Origin of the sequence: Erythrobacter sp. (genome assembly GCF_035194505.1) — a bacterium.
Lineage (GTDB): Bacteria > Pseudomonadota > Alphaproteobacteria > Sphingomonadales > Sphingomonadaceae > Erythrobacter.
The window spans coordinates 274,762-288,775 of the sequence record NZ_CP136573.1 but is presented as its reverse complement, the minus strand read 5'-3'; the positions used below and the strand labels follow the sequence as shown (position 1 = coordinate 288,775).

15 protein-coding genes are annotated in these 14,014 nt (G+C 62.9%); all 15 read left to right on the top strand.

The genetic code is table 11. From position 1 onward, the window contains the following. The first annotated feature begins 17 nt into the window (after positions 1–17). The 15 genes from RSE14_RS01475 (at position 18) to RSE14_RS01405 (ending at position 14,013) form a co-directional block, all read left to right on the top strand. The gene (locus RSE14_RS01475; protein ID WP_324075481.1) at positions 18–434 is read left to right on the top strand and encodes a hypothetical protein; all 417 of its coding nucleotides are present in this window, start codon (positions 18–20) and stop codon (positions 432–434) included. A gap of 107 nt (positions 435–541) precedes the next feature. Beyond that, positions 542–889, top strand: a complete 348-nt coding sequence (locus RSE14_RS01470; RefSeq protein WP_324075480.1) for a hypothetical protein — start codon at positions 542–544, stop codon at positions 887–889. Then, on the top strand, positions 886–5,013 hold the full coding sequence (locus RSE14_RS01465; protein ID WP_324075479.1) for a phage tail length tape measure family protein: 4,128 nt from the start codon (positions 886–888) through the stop codon (positions 5,011–5,013). Before RSE14_RS01470 ends, RSE14_RS01465 begins: the two co-directional genes overlap by 4 nt. Then, positions 5,010–5,903 carry a hypothetical protein gene (locus RSE14_RS01460; protein WP_324075478.1) on the top strand — a complete coding sequence of 298 codons (894 nt, stop codon included), beginning with the start codon at positions 5,010–5,012 and terminating at the stop codon, positions 5,901–5,903. The genes RSE14_RS01465 and RSE14_RS01460 overlap by 4 nt, the downstream gene beginning before the upstream one ends. 21 nt (positions 5,904–5,924) lie before the next feature. Beyond that, the gene (locus RSE14_RS01455; protein ID WP_324075477.1) at positions 5,925–7,013 is read left to right on the top strand and encodes a hypothetical protein; all 1,089 of its coding nucleotides are present in this window, start codon (positions 5,925–5,927) and stop codon (positions 7,011–7,013) included. After that, entirely contained in the window at positions 7,013–7,921 is a 909-nt protein-coding gene (locus tag RSE14_RS01450; RefSeq protein WP_324075476.1) for a hypothetical protein, read from the top strand. Before RSE14_RS01455 ends, RSE14_RS01450 begins: the two co-directional genes overlap by 1 nt. A gap of 13 nt (positions 7,922–7,934) precedes the next feature. Continuing rightward, positions 7,935–8,516: a hypothetical protein gene (locus RSE14_RS01445; protein ID WP_324075475.1), complete on the top strand. Its 582-nt coding sequence runs from the start codon at positions 7,935–7,937 to the stop codon at positions 8,514–8,516. A gap of 8 nt (positions 8,517–8,524) precedes the next feature. Beyond that, positions 8,525–8,740: a hypothetical protein gene (locus tag RSE14_RS01440; protein ID WP_069309505.1), complete on the top strand. Its 216-nt coding sequence runs from the start codon at positions 8,525–8,527 to the stop codon at positions 8,738–8,740. 21 nt (positions 8,741–8,761) lie between these two features. Further along, positions 8,762–9,298: a TIGR02594 family protein gene (locus RSE14_RS01435; RefSeq protein ID WP_324075474.1), complete on the top strand. Its 537-nt coding sequence runs from the start codon at positions 8,762–8,764 to the stop codon at positions 9,296–9,298. 83 nt (positions 9,299–9,381) lie between these two features. Further along, positions 9,382–9,576: a hypothetical protein gene (locus RSE14_RS01430; protein WP_109799524.1), complete on the top strand. Its 195-nt coding sequence runs from the start codon at positions 9,382–9,384 to the stop codon at positions 9,574–9,576. Positions 9,577–9,631: 55 nt separating this feature from the next. Further along, positions 9,632–9,943 (top strand): hypothetical protein, encoded by a 312-nt coding sequence (locus tag RSE14_RS01425; protein WP_324075473.1) that lies wholly within the window; start codon positions 9,632–9,634, stop codon positions 9,941–9,943. After that, positions 9,940–10,224 carry a hypothetical protein gene (locus RSE14_RS01420; protein ID WP_324075472.1) on the top strand — a complete coding sequence of 95 codons (285 nt, stop codon included), beginning with the start codon at positions 9,940–9,942 and terminating at the stop codon, positions 10,222–10,224. The genes RSE14_RS01425 and RSE14_RS01420 overlap by 4 nt, the downstream gene beginning before the upstream one ends. Further along, positions 10,224–11,765, top strand: coding sequence for a hypothetical protein (locus tag RSE14_RS01415; protein WP_324075471.1), 1,542 nt, complete (start codon positions 10,224–10,226; stop codon positions 11,763–11,765). Before RSE14_RS01420 ends, RSE14_RS01415 begins: the two co-directional genes overlap by 1 nt. Then, positions 11,765–12,625: a tail fiber domain-containing protein gene (locus RSE14_RS01410; protein ID WP_324075470.1), complete on the top strand. Its 861-nt coding sequence runs from the start codon at positions 11,765–11,767 to the stop codon at positions 12,623–12,625. Before RSE14_RS01415 ends, RSE14_RS01410 begins: the two co-directional genes overlap by 1 nt. Beyond that, positions 12,622–14,013 carry an NHL repeat-containing protein gene (locus tag RSE14_RS01405; RefSeq protein WP_324075469.1) on the top strand — a complete coding sequence of 464 codons (1,392 nt, stop codon included), beginning with the start codon at positions 12,622–12,624 and terminating at the stop codon, positions 14,011–14,013. The genes RSE14_RS01410 and RSE14_RS01405 overlap by 4 nt, the downstream gene beginning before the upstream one ends. Position 14,014: the final 1 nt, after the last annotated feature.

Genomic DNA, 14,014 nt, shown 5'->3' with positions numbered 1-14,014 from the left:
CCTGACGGAGATATTCCATGTTTGACATCACGACCCTCGCTGCCACCGACACCTCGACGGTTGAACTGGTCGGCGGCGACGATGCCCCGCTCTTCGACGAGAAGGGCAAGCGCCTCTCGATCACAGTCTACGGCCCAGGCTCCAAGGTCTATCAGCGCGCCCAGGCTCGCCAGCAGAACCAGCTGATGGACAAGATCAAGAAGCGCGGGAAGATGGACCAGTCGGCCGAGGAGAAGCTCGCCGAACAGGCTGATTTTCTGGCTGCCTGCACGGTCAGCTTCAACGGCTTCACCTATCCGCCCGCCGACGGGCTCGAAGGCCAGGAACTGTTTCGCAAGGCCTATGCCGATCCATCGATCGGGTTCATCGCCACGCAGGTCGCCGCTCACATCAATGACTGGGCAAATTTTACGAAGAGCTCGGCCGAGAGCTGAGCCTTTACGTCCGGCAACTGGCGTGGCTGGGCACCGCGCCCAAGCCGCGCACTGGGAAAACGCCAAAGCCTGATCCGGAAAGCGAACCGCTGACCCGGCTGCAGCGAATGGCCATCGACGACCTTACTCCTGACTTTCCACCCATCCGAACCCCTTGGGTGATCGACTGGCTCATGGAAGTCGGCCCCACCGATCCCGGCGCGATGGGCGCAGTCCCCATCTCCTGGGCCACGATTAGCCAGTGGCAGCACTGCATGGGGCTCAATCTGCCGCCGTGGCTGGTCCGCCTCTTGCGACGGCTTTCTGTCGAATTCGTCGCTGAAACCCTCCGCGCCCGCGAGCCTGATTGCCCGCCGCCGTGGACTGCCACGTCCGTCCTCAACCGAGATGAAGTCTCCCGGAAAGTGACCAACGCCTTCCGGGCGCTGATGATGTCGAAGGAGCCCAGCACGTGAAAGCAGGCACCCTCGAAATTGAAATGATCACCAACGTCGCCCGGCTCCAGAAGGAGATGGCCGACATGAAGCGCACGGTGGCAGGCGCGATGGGCGATATGGCGGACAGCGCCTCGCGTGCTGACCGGGCGCTCAATGCGGTCGGGGGCGGCGGTGTGACGCGTATGGGTGGTTCGGCCAAGCTTGCCGGGCACCATGTCCAGAACCTCGTCTTTCAGCTCAACGACATGGTGGTCGGTCTGTTCTCCGGGCAGAAACCCATGACCGTGTTCATGCAGCAGGGCACGCAGATCGGACAGATCGCCATGCAGGCCGGTGTCGGCATCGGCGGCATGGCCCGGGCGCTGCTGGGGCTTGCCGCCAGCGCCGCCGCGGCAGCGCTGACAAACCCCTATCTTCTCGCAGCCGCTGCTGCCGCTGCACTCGCGTTCGGCGCCTTCAAGCTGTTCCAGTCGAGCGTCAAACAGACGGGCGAGCTCGACAGCTATGCGCAAAGCCTGGGCCTCACCAAAAAGGAAATGGAAAAGCTGGGCCCCGTCGGGATCACCGTCGGCGACACCATGAAGGGGCTGTGGAAGACCGTCTCGGATGGGCTCAACCTGGGCGCGGTGTTCTCGACCCTCAAGGACTGGGCGGTCACGGCCTTTGAGGTGGTGCTGACTGCTGGCAAATACGCCGTCGCCATTCTCTATGCAGGCTGGGTTGGCGGGTTCAATGCGATCCGCGTGACTTGGGCTGCACTGCCCGGCGTTATCGGAGAAGCCGCTGTTGGCGCCGCCAATCTGGCAATCAGCGGGATCGAATACCTCGCCAACAAAGCGATCGCAGCGCTCAACTGGCTCGCCGAATGGGTAAACCCTGTGCTCGACCGCGTCGGGCTTGCCACCATCACCCGGATCGAGAGCGTTGCTCTGCCGCGAATGGAAAACAGTTTTGCCGGCTCGACTGCCCGCATGGGCGCACAGGTCCGCGATGAATTCGCGTCCGCTTTTGGCGATGCGATGAGCATGATGGACGCCTTTTCAGCACGCTGGCGGGAAAACAGCATCGCTGCTGCCAAGGCCCGGCTTGCCGCCAAGGCGGAAGAGATCCGCGGCGACAGCACTGACCGTGCAAGCAGCGCAAAAGGCCCCAAGGAAACGGAAGCCGAACGCGCGCTTCAGGCCGCCCGCGACTTTGCCGCTAATCTCGCGCTTGAGACCGCCAAGATCGGCAAGACACCGATTGAGATCAAGCGGATGGAAGTCGCCATGGCCGCACTCAAGGCGCCAACCGACGAGGCGCGCATTGCCATTCTCGAAGCCGGTGAAGCCTGGGAAAAGGCCACCCACGCTTTTGCAACCTCGGAGTTCCTTCGCCAGACGGTTGCGCCGCTCGAACAGCAGGTCGCTCTGCTTGGCCAGTCGGCTCGGGCACAAGCACTCGCCAATCTCGAGGCAGAGCGCGAACAGATCGTGCTCGAGCGCGGGGTTGAAGCCTGGGAGCGGTATCGGGCCGCACGCATTCGGCTGATGGAAGCAGACTTTGCGCAAAGCGGTCAGGAACAGTTTCTCCAAAGCATGGAAGACATGGTCTCGGCCACGGAAGCAGCGGCCCAGAACATGGCTGATGCCTTCGGCTCGGTCGGCGGGGCAATTGGCGCGATTACGGTCGAGATCACCCGTTTTGCCTCGGCCCAAGCTGCTGCAGCCCAGCGCGTGGCTGAAGCCGAGCGCGAATATGGACGCACCTCGTTTCAGTATGCCGATGCGCGTGCGGCGCAGGCATCGGCCGAGATCAATCACTATGGTAATCTCGCCTCGGCCGCGAAGGGCTTCTTCAAGGAAGGCTCGGACGGCTACAAGGCGCTGCTCGCCGCTGAGAAGGTGTTCCGCGCCTTTGAACTGGCGATCGCGATCAAGAATGCTGCGGTGAAGATCGGGCTCATTGGCGCGCAAACCGCTGCCAAGGTCACCAGCGACACGGCCATGGCCGCCTCCGACACTGCGCGCGCCGGCGTCGAACAGGGCAACTCGATCATTACGACCGGCATCAAGGCGGTCGAAGCGGTGGTCAATGCCATCCGCTCACTGCCGTTCCCGCTCAACATTGCGGCAGGGGCCATCACGGCCGGCGTCATTGCCTCGCTCGGTGTCGCGATCAGCGGCGCCTTTGGCGGATCGCCAAAACTGCCCGCCGCCAATGATGGCACCGGCACAGTATTCGGGGACAGCACGGCCAAGTCGGAGAGCATTGCCAAGGCCATCGATCACCTGCGCGAGGTCGACACGCTGACCATGCGCTACTCCGCCGCCATGCTCGCTTCCTTGCGCAACATCGAGGGCAACATCGGCGGGCTAACCAATCTCATTATCCGCACCAATGGCGCTGAAGCCTCGGCTGCAGGTGTAAACACCGGCTATCAGTCCACGGGCGTGACCGGCCTCATCGGCAGGGGACTGGAAGGCGTCGGGGCCGTTCTGAACAAGATCCCCATCATTGGCGGCATTCTGGGAGGTCTGGTCGGGCTCGTCGGCAAGGCGTTCGGCGCACTGTTCGGCACCAAAACTACGATCACCGGCCAGGGCATCTTCGGTCGCGGCCAGTCGCTGGCAGACATCCTCTCCGGCGGGTTTGACGCGAGCTATTACAGCGACGTCAAGAAGACCAAGAAGTTCCTCGGGATCAGCATGGGCTCGAGTTACTCGACCCAATATTCTGCCGCTGATGCTGAGCTAGAGCGCCAGTTCGCGCTGATCTTTTCCGGTTTCTATGATGCGATCTCGGCCGCAGCAGGGCCGCTGGGCTTGTCGCTTGGTGAGGTCCAATCTCGTCTGCAGGGCTTTGTCGTCAACATCGGCAAGATCGATCTGAAAGGCCTGACCGGGGCCGAGATCCAGGAAAAGCTGACCGCTGTCTTTGGCGCAGCGGCCGACAATCTTGCCAAGTACGCGATCCCAGGGTTCGATCAATTCCAGAAGGTCGGCGAAGGCTATTTCGAGACGCTGATCCGGGTTGCATCGAGCGTCGAGGCGGTGAGTTCCTCGATCAGCCTGCTCGGCACCTCGGTCGAGGATCTGACCCTTGCGGCGAAAATGAACCTGTTCGACCTGTTCGGTTCGGCCGGTGACATGACCACCGCGACGGGCGAGTATTTTGCGCTCTATTACAGCAAGGCCGAACAGGCGACGGCCCAGACCGCGCAGATGGCCCGGGTGTTCGAGAGCCTGGGGCTTGGGCTGCCTCAAAGCATCGCAGGCTTCCGGGCTCTGGTCGAAGCACAGGACCTGACCACCGAGGCTGGCCGCGCGGCCTATGTCACCCTTATCCAGCTGGCCCCCGCCTTTGCCGAGTTCATTGGAGCGGCCCAGGACGCAGCCAGTGCGGCCGCCATTGCTGACGAGCGTCTGTCGCTCGAACGCCAACTGCTGGAGGTTCAGGGCAATACCGCGGCGCTGCGGGCGCTCGATCTTGCCCAGCTCGATGAAAGCAACCGCGCGCTGCAGCAGCAGATCTGGGCGCTGCAGGCCCAGCAAAAAGCAGCTGATGAGGCTGCCGCGGCGGCCGAAAAGCTGCGCTCGGCCTGGGAGAGCATTACCGATAGCCTGCTGTCCGAGGTCGCCCGCATCCGTGGGAGCATGGGCACCGGTACCAAAACCTACGCTCAGGTTTTGTCCGAGTTCAACGCTGCCACTCTTGCTGCCCGGGCCGGTGATCAGGAGGCGGCTAAGTCGCTGCCTGGGCTTAGCCAAAGCCTGCTGACCGTGGCAGCCGATGCTGCCACCTCGGCACAGGAACTGGCGCGCATTCAGGGCCAGACTGCTGCCAGTCTCGAGCAGACCGTCGCGATCATCAACGGGGTGGCCGGGTTGCCAACGGCCACTGCGACGGCAGCCGCATCAAGTACACCGACCTGGTGGGAACAGTTCGTTTCCAATCAGTCGGCCTCAATTGCTTTGCCGGCCAACGACAGCTCCACGGTTCTGGTCGACGGGCTCGCCGCGCTCCGTCAGGAGCTTGCTGACCTGCGCGATGAACAGCGGATTGCTTCGGCTACGATTGCATCTGGCACCAGCAAGACGGCCCGCATCCTCGAACGCGTGACGCCAGACGGCGATGCCCTAGCCGTGAGGACGGCGGCATGAAGCTAATCCGGCCGACCACACTGACCGATGCCATGCTGACGAGCAGCACGGCTCCGGAGAACGACCACCCGGTCTGGGCATCGGGGACAGCCTATGCGGTAGGCGCCAAGGTGATCGTGACGGCAACCCACCGGCGCTATGAAGCACTGGTCGCATCCACGGGGGTCAACCCGGCGAGCGATCCTACCAAGTGGCTTGATCTTGGGCCGACCAACCGCTGGGCCATGTTCGATGACCGCGTTGGGACAGCCACGACCCGGGCTGGCAGCTTGCAGGTTGTTCTGGCGCCAGGCGCAACCGACGGGGTTGCGCTTATCGACACCGATGCGGAGAGCGCGACGGTTTCGCTCACGGTTTCGGGCACGCAGCTCTATTCGAAGACCCAGAGCTTCAATGTCGGCGGTACGGCCATCGACAACTGGTTCTCCTGGTTCTTCGAACCTGTCGGGCGCAAGTCGAGCCTGCTGTTCCTTGATGTGCCCGTCTATGAGGCCGGCGTCATCACCGTCACCATTGCCCGCGACAATCCGGCTGACCTCGTTTCCTGTGGCGCACTGCTCTTCGGCCGCCAGTTCACGATCGGTGAAACTGAGCATGGCGCCGACATCGGCATCATAGATTATTCGAGGAAAGAGACCGACCAGTTCGGTGTCACCTCGGTAGTTGAACGCGCCTTTGCCAAGCGGATGACCGCGCGTGTCGTGATGCCGACCAGCGCCATCGATGACGTGGCCCGCAACCTTGCAGCGCTGCGTGCCTCGCCGGTCCTCTGGATTGGCTCTGAAAGCTTCGAGAGCCTTACCGTCTATGGCTTCTACAAAGAGTTCTCGATCGACCTTGCCTACCCGACCGTCAGCTACTGCAGCCTGACCATCGAAGGGCTCACTTGATCCACCCCGAGGGGTAATTTCATGCCTATAACAGCACTGCCAACGCCGCCGTCCCGGACGGACGCGGCGAACTTCTCTGCGCGTGCCGACGCCTTCCTCGGCGCGCTGCCGACCTTCGGCACGGAGGCCAATGCTCTGGCGGTCGAGGTCAATGGCTACGCGACCAACGCGGCCGCCAGCGCCTCAACGGCGGTCAACGCGCCTGGCACCAGCGCCACCAGTACCACCTCGCTCGCCATCGGCACGGGCTCCAAGTCGCTGACAGTCCAGACCGGCAAAGCCTTCGTCGTGGGCCAATGGGTGACCATCACCAGCACGGCCACACCCACCAACTGGATGCATGGGCAGATTACGGCCTACACCAGCGGCACCGGTGCGCTCGTCGTCAATGTGGCCATGGTGGGTGGCAGCGGCACGATTGCCTCCTGGACCGTAGCGCTCTCCGCGCCGTCGGTTTCCGGCAATGCCGTGCTCACCACCAGCACCTATGCTGATCCCGCCTGGCTGACCTCACTGGCTGGCACCAAGATTACGGGCACTCTCGCTGTTGCCAATGGCGGGACAGGTGCAGCCGATGCCGCCACCGCCCGCAGCAATCTCGGCCTCGCGATCGGCAGCGATGTACAAGGCTACAGCGCCAATCTCGCTTCCTGGTCCGGCAGGTCCGTTCCCTCCGGCGCAGTCGTCGGGACGACAGATAGCCAGACGCTTTCCAACAAGACGATCTCGGGTGCGGCCACCGGCTCCACCGTGAATGATGCCGGCGGCTCGGCATGGTCGATCGGTTTTCGCGAAGTCCCGCAGAACGCACAAAGCGCGTCCTACCAACTGGTTGCCGCCGACAACGGCAAGCACATCTATTCCCTGAATTCTGCTGCGCAGACCATTACTGTGCCCCCCAATGGCACGGTCAGCTTTCCGCTCGGCACTACTATCACCATCATCAACAATGGCGGTTCAGCCATCATCATCGCCCAGGGCTCCGGCGTCACGCTCTGCCAGGCTGGCACCACCAGCACCGGCAATCGGACGCTCGCCGTGCGTGGGCTCGCCACGCTTATCAAGGTCGAGACCAACGTCTGGTTCGTCTCCGGTACTGGGATCAGCTGATGTCGGGCGTACTTGGAGTACTGCTCGGATCGGGCAGCGACGAGCGGCAGATCGATCTGCCCGTCAGCTATTACTCGTGGGGCGACAAATACAGCGCTGGCGAGCAGTTCGGCGCTGATGGCGGCTATTTCACATCGCTTGTGGGTGGCGGCTTCACGCCGGCAAACTGGCAGGGTCGCAACATCCGCGCGATTGCCCATGAGTATGATTTCTACGCTGCGACGTCGCGCACGCTGATCGGTCTCGACGGATACGGTGTGACGCCCGAACCCAGCCGTTTGCGCATCAACGGTACGGTCTATCCATTGAGTGCGGGCTCGGTTTCCTGGGCGACTTACGTCACCGGGATCACCTTCAGTCCATCGCCAACCAACACCATCAACTGGACTTCGCATGGGCTTGCCGTTGGCGATCCGGTCCAGTTCTATTGCAGCGGCGGCATGCCCAGCGGGCTGACGGCGTTCACCATCTACTATGTCCAGTCGGTGGTCAGTGCGAGCGCATTCAAGATCGCGGCCACACCGGGCGGCGCGGCGCTCAACTTCACCGGCTCCGGCTCTGGTACACGCTACGGCTACAAGGACCCGATCACGGCTTATCAGGCCAACGGCACGCTGAGCGGCAATGTCTTTACGAGCATGCTGCCGCGCGCCGCTACCATCACGATTGCCACTCCAGCGACCGTCACTTCTGCTGCCCACGGTCTGACAAACGGCAAGCGTGTCCAGTTCACGACCTCCGGGGTGCTTCCGACCGGGATCTTCGCCAACACAACCTACTTCGTCGTCAACGCCGCGACCGACACGTTCAACCTTTCCGCCACTCTGGGTGGCGCCGCAATCAGCACGTCGGGCGGTCAGTCCGGCAGCCATGTTGTGCGCGAGGTCGTCTCGGTCACAGTCAGCTAGAGGAAAACACAACATGCAGGCAGATCGCCGGCCGACGGTCACCGACGAGGTGATTGCGATCAACGACGACCTCGAGATCAACTACGGGGTGTTCAAGAACGACTTCACCTTTCGTCGGCCAGCAAACTCGTGGCGGCTCTGGCCGATGCTGGGCTTCGTGCCGCCCCGGCTGAATGCCACCATCGCTGAGATGTACCAGGCAGGCGTTACCTGGACCCTGTGCGAGCATGTCTCGATCTGCATCAACGGATCCGCCGACTACGTGTTCGAGGGCCCTGACGGTCCGATCATCCAGACCTGGACCCCTGGCTGCCACAATGTCGAGAATGGCGGTGGCTATCTCCCGGCCGGTGAATTCACCCGGCACTTCCACCACGATTTCACGCTGTGCTGCTTGGTGCAGAAGTTGAAGCGGACGCCTGGTGTACAATACCAGTTCAAGGTGCTGACCGAGCCTCGCGTGCTCACGCAAGCCGCGCTGTTCATCCACTACGCCACCGGCCCACGCCAGCGCCAGACCGACTTCAATCCAACGCCGGGCTACGCTGTCGATCTTGCGCCCGGTGACATCGCCATCATCTGCTCGATCCGCTGAGGCCTGCCATGCCCGAACAAGACCCCGCCGTGGAAATGGCGCTCATCCGTGCTGACCTCGAAGCCGTCCAGGCTGAGCTCAAGGCCGTGCGCAAGGAACTCAAAGATCTGCTCGACGCGTGGAACACAGCCACTGGCGTCGTCCGCTTTGTCAAATGGCTCTCGACCCTGGTTGCCGCGATCGCGGTGATTACGGCTGCCTTCAAGGGCTTTTCCGGCCGTTAACCTCCCACAGGAGAAACTCCCATGAACGCTCTGCCGCCGGCCTATGGCTGGCTCGATGAACTGCGCCCATTGCCCCGGATGCTGGAAGAAGCGCGCAAGCTCTATGGCACCTTCGAAGTGGCTGGCCCGGCTAGCAATCCGCTGATCCTCGACTGGGCCAAGGAGGTCGGGCTTGCCCGGACCTATTTGGAAGACGGCATCCCGTGGTGCGGTCTGTTCATGGCTGTGGTAGCCAAACGCGGCGGCAAGCCGATCGTCGAAGGTTCGCTCTGGGCACGCAACTGGGCAAAGTTCGGCAAGGCCGCTGACAAGGCCCAGCTGGGCGATGTGCTGGTGTTTCGCCGCGGCCAGGGATCCGGTCATGTCGGGCTCTATGTCGGCGAAGATTACGGCGCCTACCATGTGCTCGGTGGCAACCAGTCTGATGGAGTGACCATCACCCGGATTGCCAAGGACCGCTGCATTGCCGTGCGCCGGCCGGCCTATCGCAAGGCGCCGGCAACCGCGAAGCCGGTGCAGTTGGCCGCCACCGGTACTCTGTCCGCCAACGAGGCCTGATCAGACCCCGACCAATCCGCTGCCACCTTTGCGCAGCTGGACAACCACCCGCCCTTTGGCGGGTTTTCTTTTGGAGAACCGAAATGGAAGACTTGAAGCCCTGGTGGACCTCGAAGGCCATCTGGACCGGGATCATCGGCAGCATCTGGGGTGTTGCTGGCGCAATCGGCATCTTGCCGGAAGGTCTCAGCCAGACGGACGTCCTGACCGTCGTCCTGGCGCTGACCGGCATTGGCGGGGTCCTGTTCCGCAAGACGGCGACCACCCGGATCGGCTGAGATCAAATGGCGGGGGCTGCGGCACCCGCCACCCTCCTTTCCCACAGGTGAAGGCATGACCAGGCTGACCATCCGTCGGGGCGGCACCAAGCGCGTGCGCGCCACCTTTTTTGCAGACCAGGGCGCCGGGATCGCTCGGGATCTCTCCGGTCTCGCGCTCATGGTCATTGACCAGAGCCCGAACATTGCACCGCCTGCGCTTGCCATTCTGCTGCCGGCAACGGACGGCCAGATCGAGGTGCTGTGGACCGACGAGCAGACTGCGCCGCTGAAGTCGGGCGCTGGGCGGGTCTGGCTGACGCTCGGTTTCGAGAATGGCAGCGGGGAGCGTGAGGTCCTGCCGACCCTTACGTTTGATGTCGAATGACGGCCGCGCTGCAGATCATCGAGGCGGTTCAGACCATCCTCGTCGAGAGCGACGGCACCAGCATAACCCTCGAGGTCTCAAACGCCGGGATCTCAGGTCCACGCGGGTTTACCGGACCTCAGGGCCCACCAGGTCCACCCGGGCCGCTCAGCGCGCTGACGGACTTGTCCGACGTGGACTTGGCCGCACCCGAGGGCGGCGACGTCCTCACCTACTCATCCCCCACCAACACATGGATCAACGAGAAAGCGGCCAGACTGGTCGACGGAGGTAATTTCTGATGGCCAATACCCTGCGTATCAAGCGCCGGGCCGCAGGCGGTGCGGCCGGGGCTCCGGCATCGCTCGCCAATGCCGAGCTCGCATTCAACGAGCAGGACAACACACTCTACTACGGCACCGGCACCGGGGGTGCTGGCGGAACAGCAACCACGGTCATCGCCATCGGCGGCCCGGGCGCCTTCGTCGGGCTCTCGGGCGACCAGACCGTCGCCGGGATCAAGACCTTCTCGAGCACGATTGTAGGTTCGATCTCGGGCAATGCTGGCACTGCAACCGCGCTGGCAACGGCGCGCTCGCTCGGCCTGTCCGGCGATGTGACCGGCACGGCCTCGTTCAATGGCACCGCCAATGCGACCATTACCGCGACCTTGGCGAACAGCGGCGTCACCGCTGGCTCCTATGGTTCTGCCACGCAAGTCGGTCAGGTCACGGTCGATGCGAAAGGCCGGGTGACAGCCGCCAGCAATGTCGCGATCACATTCCCGGTGACTTCGGTGGCTGGTCGTACCGGTGCCATCACTCTCTCCACCAGCGACGTCGCCGAAGGCACCAACCTCTACTTCACCGATGCCCGGGTGCGCGCCAACCGGCTCGACCAGTTGGCTGCACCTACGGCTGCAGTGGATTTCAACAGCCAGCGCATCACAGGCCTTTCTGACCCGACAGCTGCCCAAGACGCAGCCACCAAGAACTACGTCGATCTGACCGTTCAGGGGCTCGATCCCAAGGCTTCAGTGAAAGCCGCATCGACTGCCAATATTGCCTCGCTGTCAGGCACAATGACGATCGACGGCGTGGCGCTAGTGGCAGGCGACCGCGTGCTGGTGAAGGACCAGACTACGCCATCCCAGAACGGCGTCTATGTCGTTGCCTCTGGCGCATGGGCGCGCGCGATCGATCTCTCGACCTGGGACGAGCATGTCTCGGCTTACCTGTTTGTCGAGCAGGGTACCGTGAATGCCGACGTGGGCTACCTTTGCACGGTTGATGCGGGCGGCACACTGGGCACAACAGCCATCACCTTCGTCCAGTTCAATGGCGCGGGTCAGATCGTTGCCGGCAATGGCCTCACCAAGACCGGCAACACGATCGACGTGGGGGCTGGCACAGGCATTGCCGTCGCCGCTGACGCTGTCGCACTGACCGGTCAGGCGCTGGCGCTCCACAACCTTGGCGCCAACGGGATTATCGCCCGTACGGCCGCTGGGACTGTGGCAGCGCGCACGCTGACGGCCGGCTCGACCAAGATCGCAGTCACCAATGGCGATGGTGTGGCGGGCAATCCGACTGTCGATGTCAACGAAGCAAACCTGACGCTGGGCAATATCGGCGGTACGCTCGGCGTGGCCAAAGGCGGCTCGGGGGCCACCACGCTCACCGGCTACCTCAAGGGCAACGGCACGGCGGCGTTCACGGCATCCGCGACCATTCCTAATACTGACATTTCTGGCCTTGGCACCATGTCGACGCAGGCAGCGAGCAACGTCGCCATCACCGGGGGCTCAATTGATGGCGTGACGCTGGACGGTGGAACCTTCTGATGCCGAACACCATCCTGCTCAAACGGTCTTCAACTGCGTCCAGCGTCCCTGCCGCCGCATCGCTGCAGGCGGGCGAACTGGCGGTCAATCTGGCTGACCAGAAGCTCTATTCGAAGACTGCGGGCGGCACCGTCGTTCAGGTGGGCTTTGGTAATTTGACCTCTGGGATGGTGACGACCGCGCTGGGCTTCACACCTTATAATTCGACCAACCCCAGCGGCTACATCACGGCCAGTGGGTCGATCACCGGTTCGTCAGGATCCTGCACCGGCAATGCCGCGACAGCGACTAGGTGGGCAACGGGGCGCACCATTGCGCTGACCGGCGATGTGACCGGCACCAGCGCGGCATTCGACGGATCCGCTGCTCTGTCATTTGCCGCGACGTTGGCCAATAGCGGTGTGACGGCCGGGACCTACTCCAAGGTCACGGTCGATGCGAAAGGCCGAGTGACAACGGGCGCAACGCTCGCTTCTGCGGATGTAACCGGCGCGTTGGGCTTTACCCCTGCCAACAAGGCGGGTGACAGCTTTACCGGTAGCATTTCCGTGTCGGGATCGATTACCGCGACCGGCGATATCACGGCCTATTCCGACGGCCGCCTGAAGACGGACATCGAGACGATCACTGGCGCGCTGGACCGGGTCCGGAAACTCCGTGGGGTGACCTTTAGTCGGCGCGAGACAGGCAATCGCGGCGTTGGTCTCATCGCCCAGGAGCTGGCGCTCATTGTGCCCGAAGCGGTCATGACCCACGAGGATGGCCTGCTGTCTGTCGCCTATGGCAATCTCGTAGGGGTACTGATCGAGGCCGTGAAGGACCTGGCCGACAAGGTCGAGCGCCTCGAGGCCCAACCATGACCCTGCAGACATCCGGGCCGATCTCGCTTGGCAATGTCGCGGTGGAACTCGGCCGCACATCGACCTCTACGACTTCGCTCGGCGAAGCAGCCGTGCGGACACTGGCTGGTGTCACATCCGGGCCGATCTCGCTCTCCAACCTTTACGGGAAGTCGAACGAGAGCTTCTGGTATGCGACCTTTGGCTCGACCGTTGTCAATTTCCTGATCCTGGGCACTGACAGCAGCGGAAACATCTACGCCAGTGCCACGAGCGCGGTCTTCAAATGGGACCGTGACGGCGCGTTCATATGGGCCCGCAACGTCTCTGGGCCTTTCATCAACGGTGGCTGGATTGATGCCAGCGGGAATGTCTACCTCGCTGGCGCCTACTACTCGAGCAACTACTATGGCTGGCTGGCCAAGCTCGACACCTCGGGAACCCTGCAATGGCAGCGCAGCCTCAACGGCTCCGGCCAGGATCTCTGGTATAATGCGGCGGTCGATGCATCCGGCAACGTCTATGTGGCCGGCTATTCAACATCGAGCGGTGGCTCCGGCAATGCCGACGCTCTGATTGCCAAATACAACAGCGCCGGCACCCTGCTGTGGCAGCGCTCGATTGGTGGCTCGGGCAACGAATATGCCAGCCAGATGGCGCTGAGCCCGGACGGCAGCATGCTGGTCCTCTCGGGCAACACCTCGACGTCAACAGCGGGCAACATCGATGCCTTGATCACCGTCATCAGCACCGCCACCCCCTCTGTCAGCTGGCAGCGCTCGATCGGGAGTACTGGCTATGATTACGGCTATGGCGTTGCGATAGACAGCAGCAACAACATCTACTGGCTCGCGGGCATCAACGGCACGCTGAGCCTGCTTAAGATCAGTTCTGGCGCTGTGATCCAGTGGCAGCTGTCCCTGCCTTCCAGCTACGGCAGTGGTTCGGTGAACCTCGGCCCCGACGGCAGCCTGCGGGTTTTTGCGCCGGTCTATGCCGGGGCGGACATCTATCAGTTTTCGATCGATGGCACCTTGTTGCTGGCCCGGACCGTCAGCCTGGACACGAGCAATGGCGCGAACTCTTTCAGCCTCACGGGTCTGGCGGTTAGCTCAACGGCTATGGTGTTCTCCATCTACACCATGATGGACTTCTCGCCCTACGGGTACATGGATCTGTGCGGCGCCATCTTCAAAGTGCCAATCGACGGATCAAAGACCGGCACCTGGTCAGTGGCCGGGGCCTCGACCCAGGGCGTGACCTACAACACGTCGTCGCCCAGCATTGGCACCACATTCTGGTCGCTGACCTTCCGCAGTTTCTCGTTGCTGAGCCGCACGCTGACCGCGGGGACCCCCACCTACAGCTTTGTAGCCGGGTCCTACACCAACACCACGACCGGGATCTAAC

What these genes read in the sequence shown, in the direction of transcription:
- RSE14_RS01475 (WP_324075481.1), top strand. Translation starts at nt 18, where the DNA reads ATGTTTGACATCACGACCCTCGCTGCCACCGACACCTCGACGGTTGAA.
- RSE14_RS01470 (WP_324075480.1), top strand. Translation starts at nt 542, where the DNA reads ATGGCCATCGACGACCTTACTCCTGACTTTCCACCCATCCGAACCCCT.
- RSE14_RS01460 (WP_324075478.1), top strand. Translation starts at nt 5,010, where the DNA reads ATGAAGCTAATCCGGCCGACCACACTGACCGATGCCATGCTGACGAGC.
- RSE14_RS01455 (WP_324075477.1), top strand. Translation starts at nt 5,925, where the DNA reads ATGCCTATAACAGCACTGCCAACGCCGCCGTCCCGGACGGACGCGGCG.
- RSE14_RS01450 (WP_324075476.1), top strand. Translation starts at nt 7,013, where the DNA reads ATGTCGGGCGTACTTGGAGTACTGCTCGGATCGGGCAGCGACGAGCGG.
- RSE14_RS01445 (WP_324075475.1), top strand. Translation starts at nt 7,935, where the DNA reads ATGCAGGCAGATCGCCGGCCGACGGTCACCGACGAGGTGATTGCGATC.
- RSE14_RS01440 (WP_069309505.1), top strand. Translation starts at nt 8,525, where the DNA reads ATGCCCGAACAAGACCCCGCCGTGGAAATGGCGCTCATCCGTGCTGAC.
- RSE14_RS01435 (WP_324075474.1), top strand. Translation starts at nt 8,762, where the DNA reads ATGAACGCTCTGCCGCCGGCCTATGGCTGGCTCGATGAACTGCGCCCA.
- RSE14_RS01430 (WP_109799524.1), top strand. Translation starts at nt 9,382, where the DNA reads ATGGAAGACTTGAAGCCCTGGTGGACCTCGAAGGCCATCTGGACCGGG.
- RSE14_RS01425 (WP_324075473.1), top strand. Translation starts at nt 9,632, where the DNA reads ATGACCAGGCTGACCATCCGTCGGGGCGGCACCAAGCGCGTGCGCGCC.
- RSE14_RS01420 (WP_324075472.1), top strand. Translation starts at nt 9,940, where the DNA reads ATGACGGCCGCGCTGCAGATCATCGAGGCGGTTCAGACCATCCTCGTC.
- RSE14_RS01415 (WP_324075471.1), top strand. Translation starts at nt 10,224, where the DNA reads ATGGCCAATACCCTGCGTATCAAGCGCCGGGCCGCAGGCGGTGCGGCC.
- RSE14_RS01410 (WP_324075470.1), top strand. Translation starts at nt 11,765, where the DNA reads ATGCCGAACACCATCCTGCTCAAACGGTCTTCAACTGCGTCCAGCGTC.
- RSE14_RS01405 (WP_324075469.1), top strand. Translation starts at nt 12,622, where the DNA reads ATGACCCTGCAGACATCCGGGCCGATCTCGCTTGGCAATGTCGCGGTG.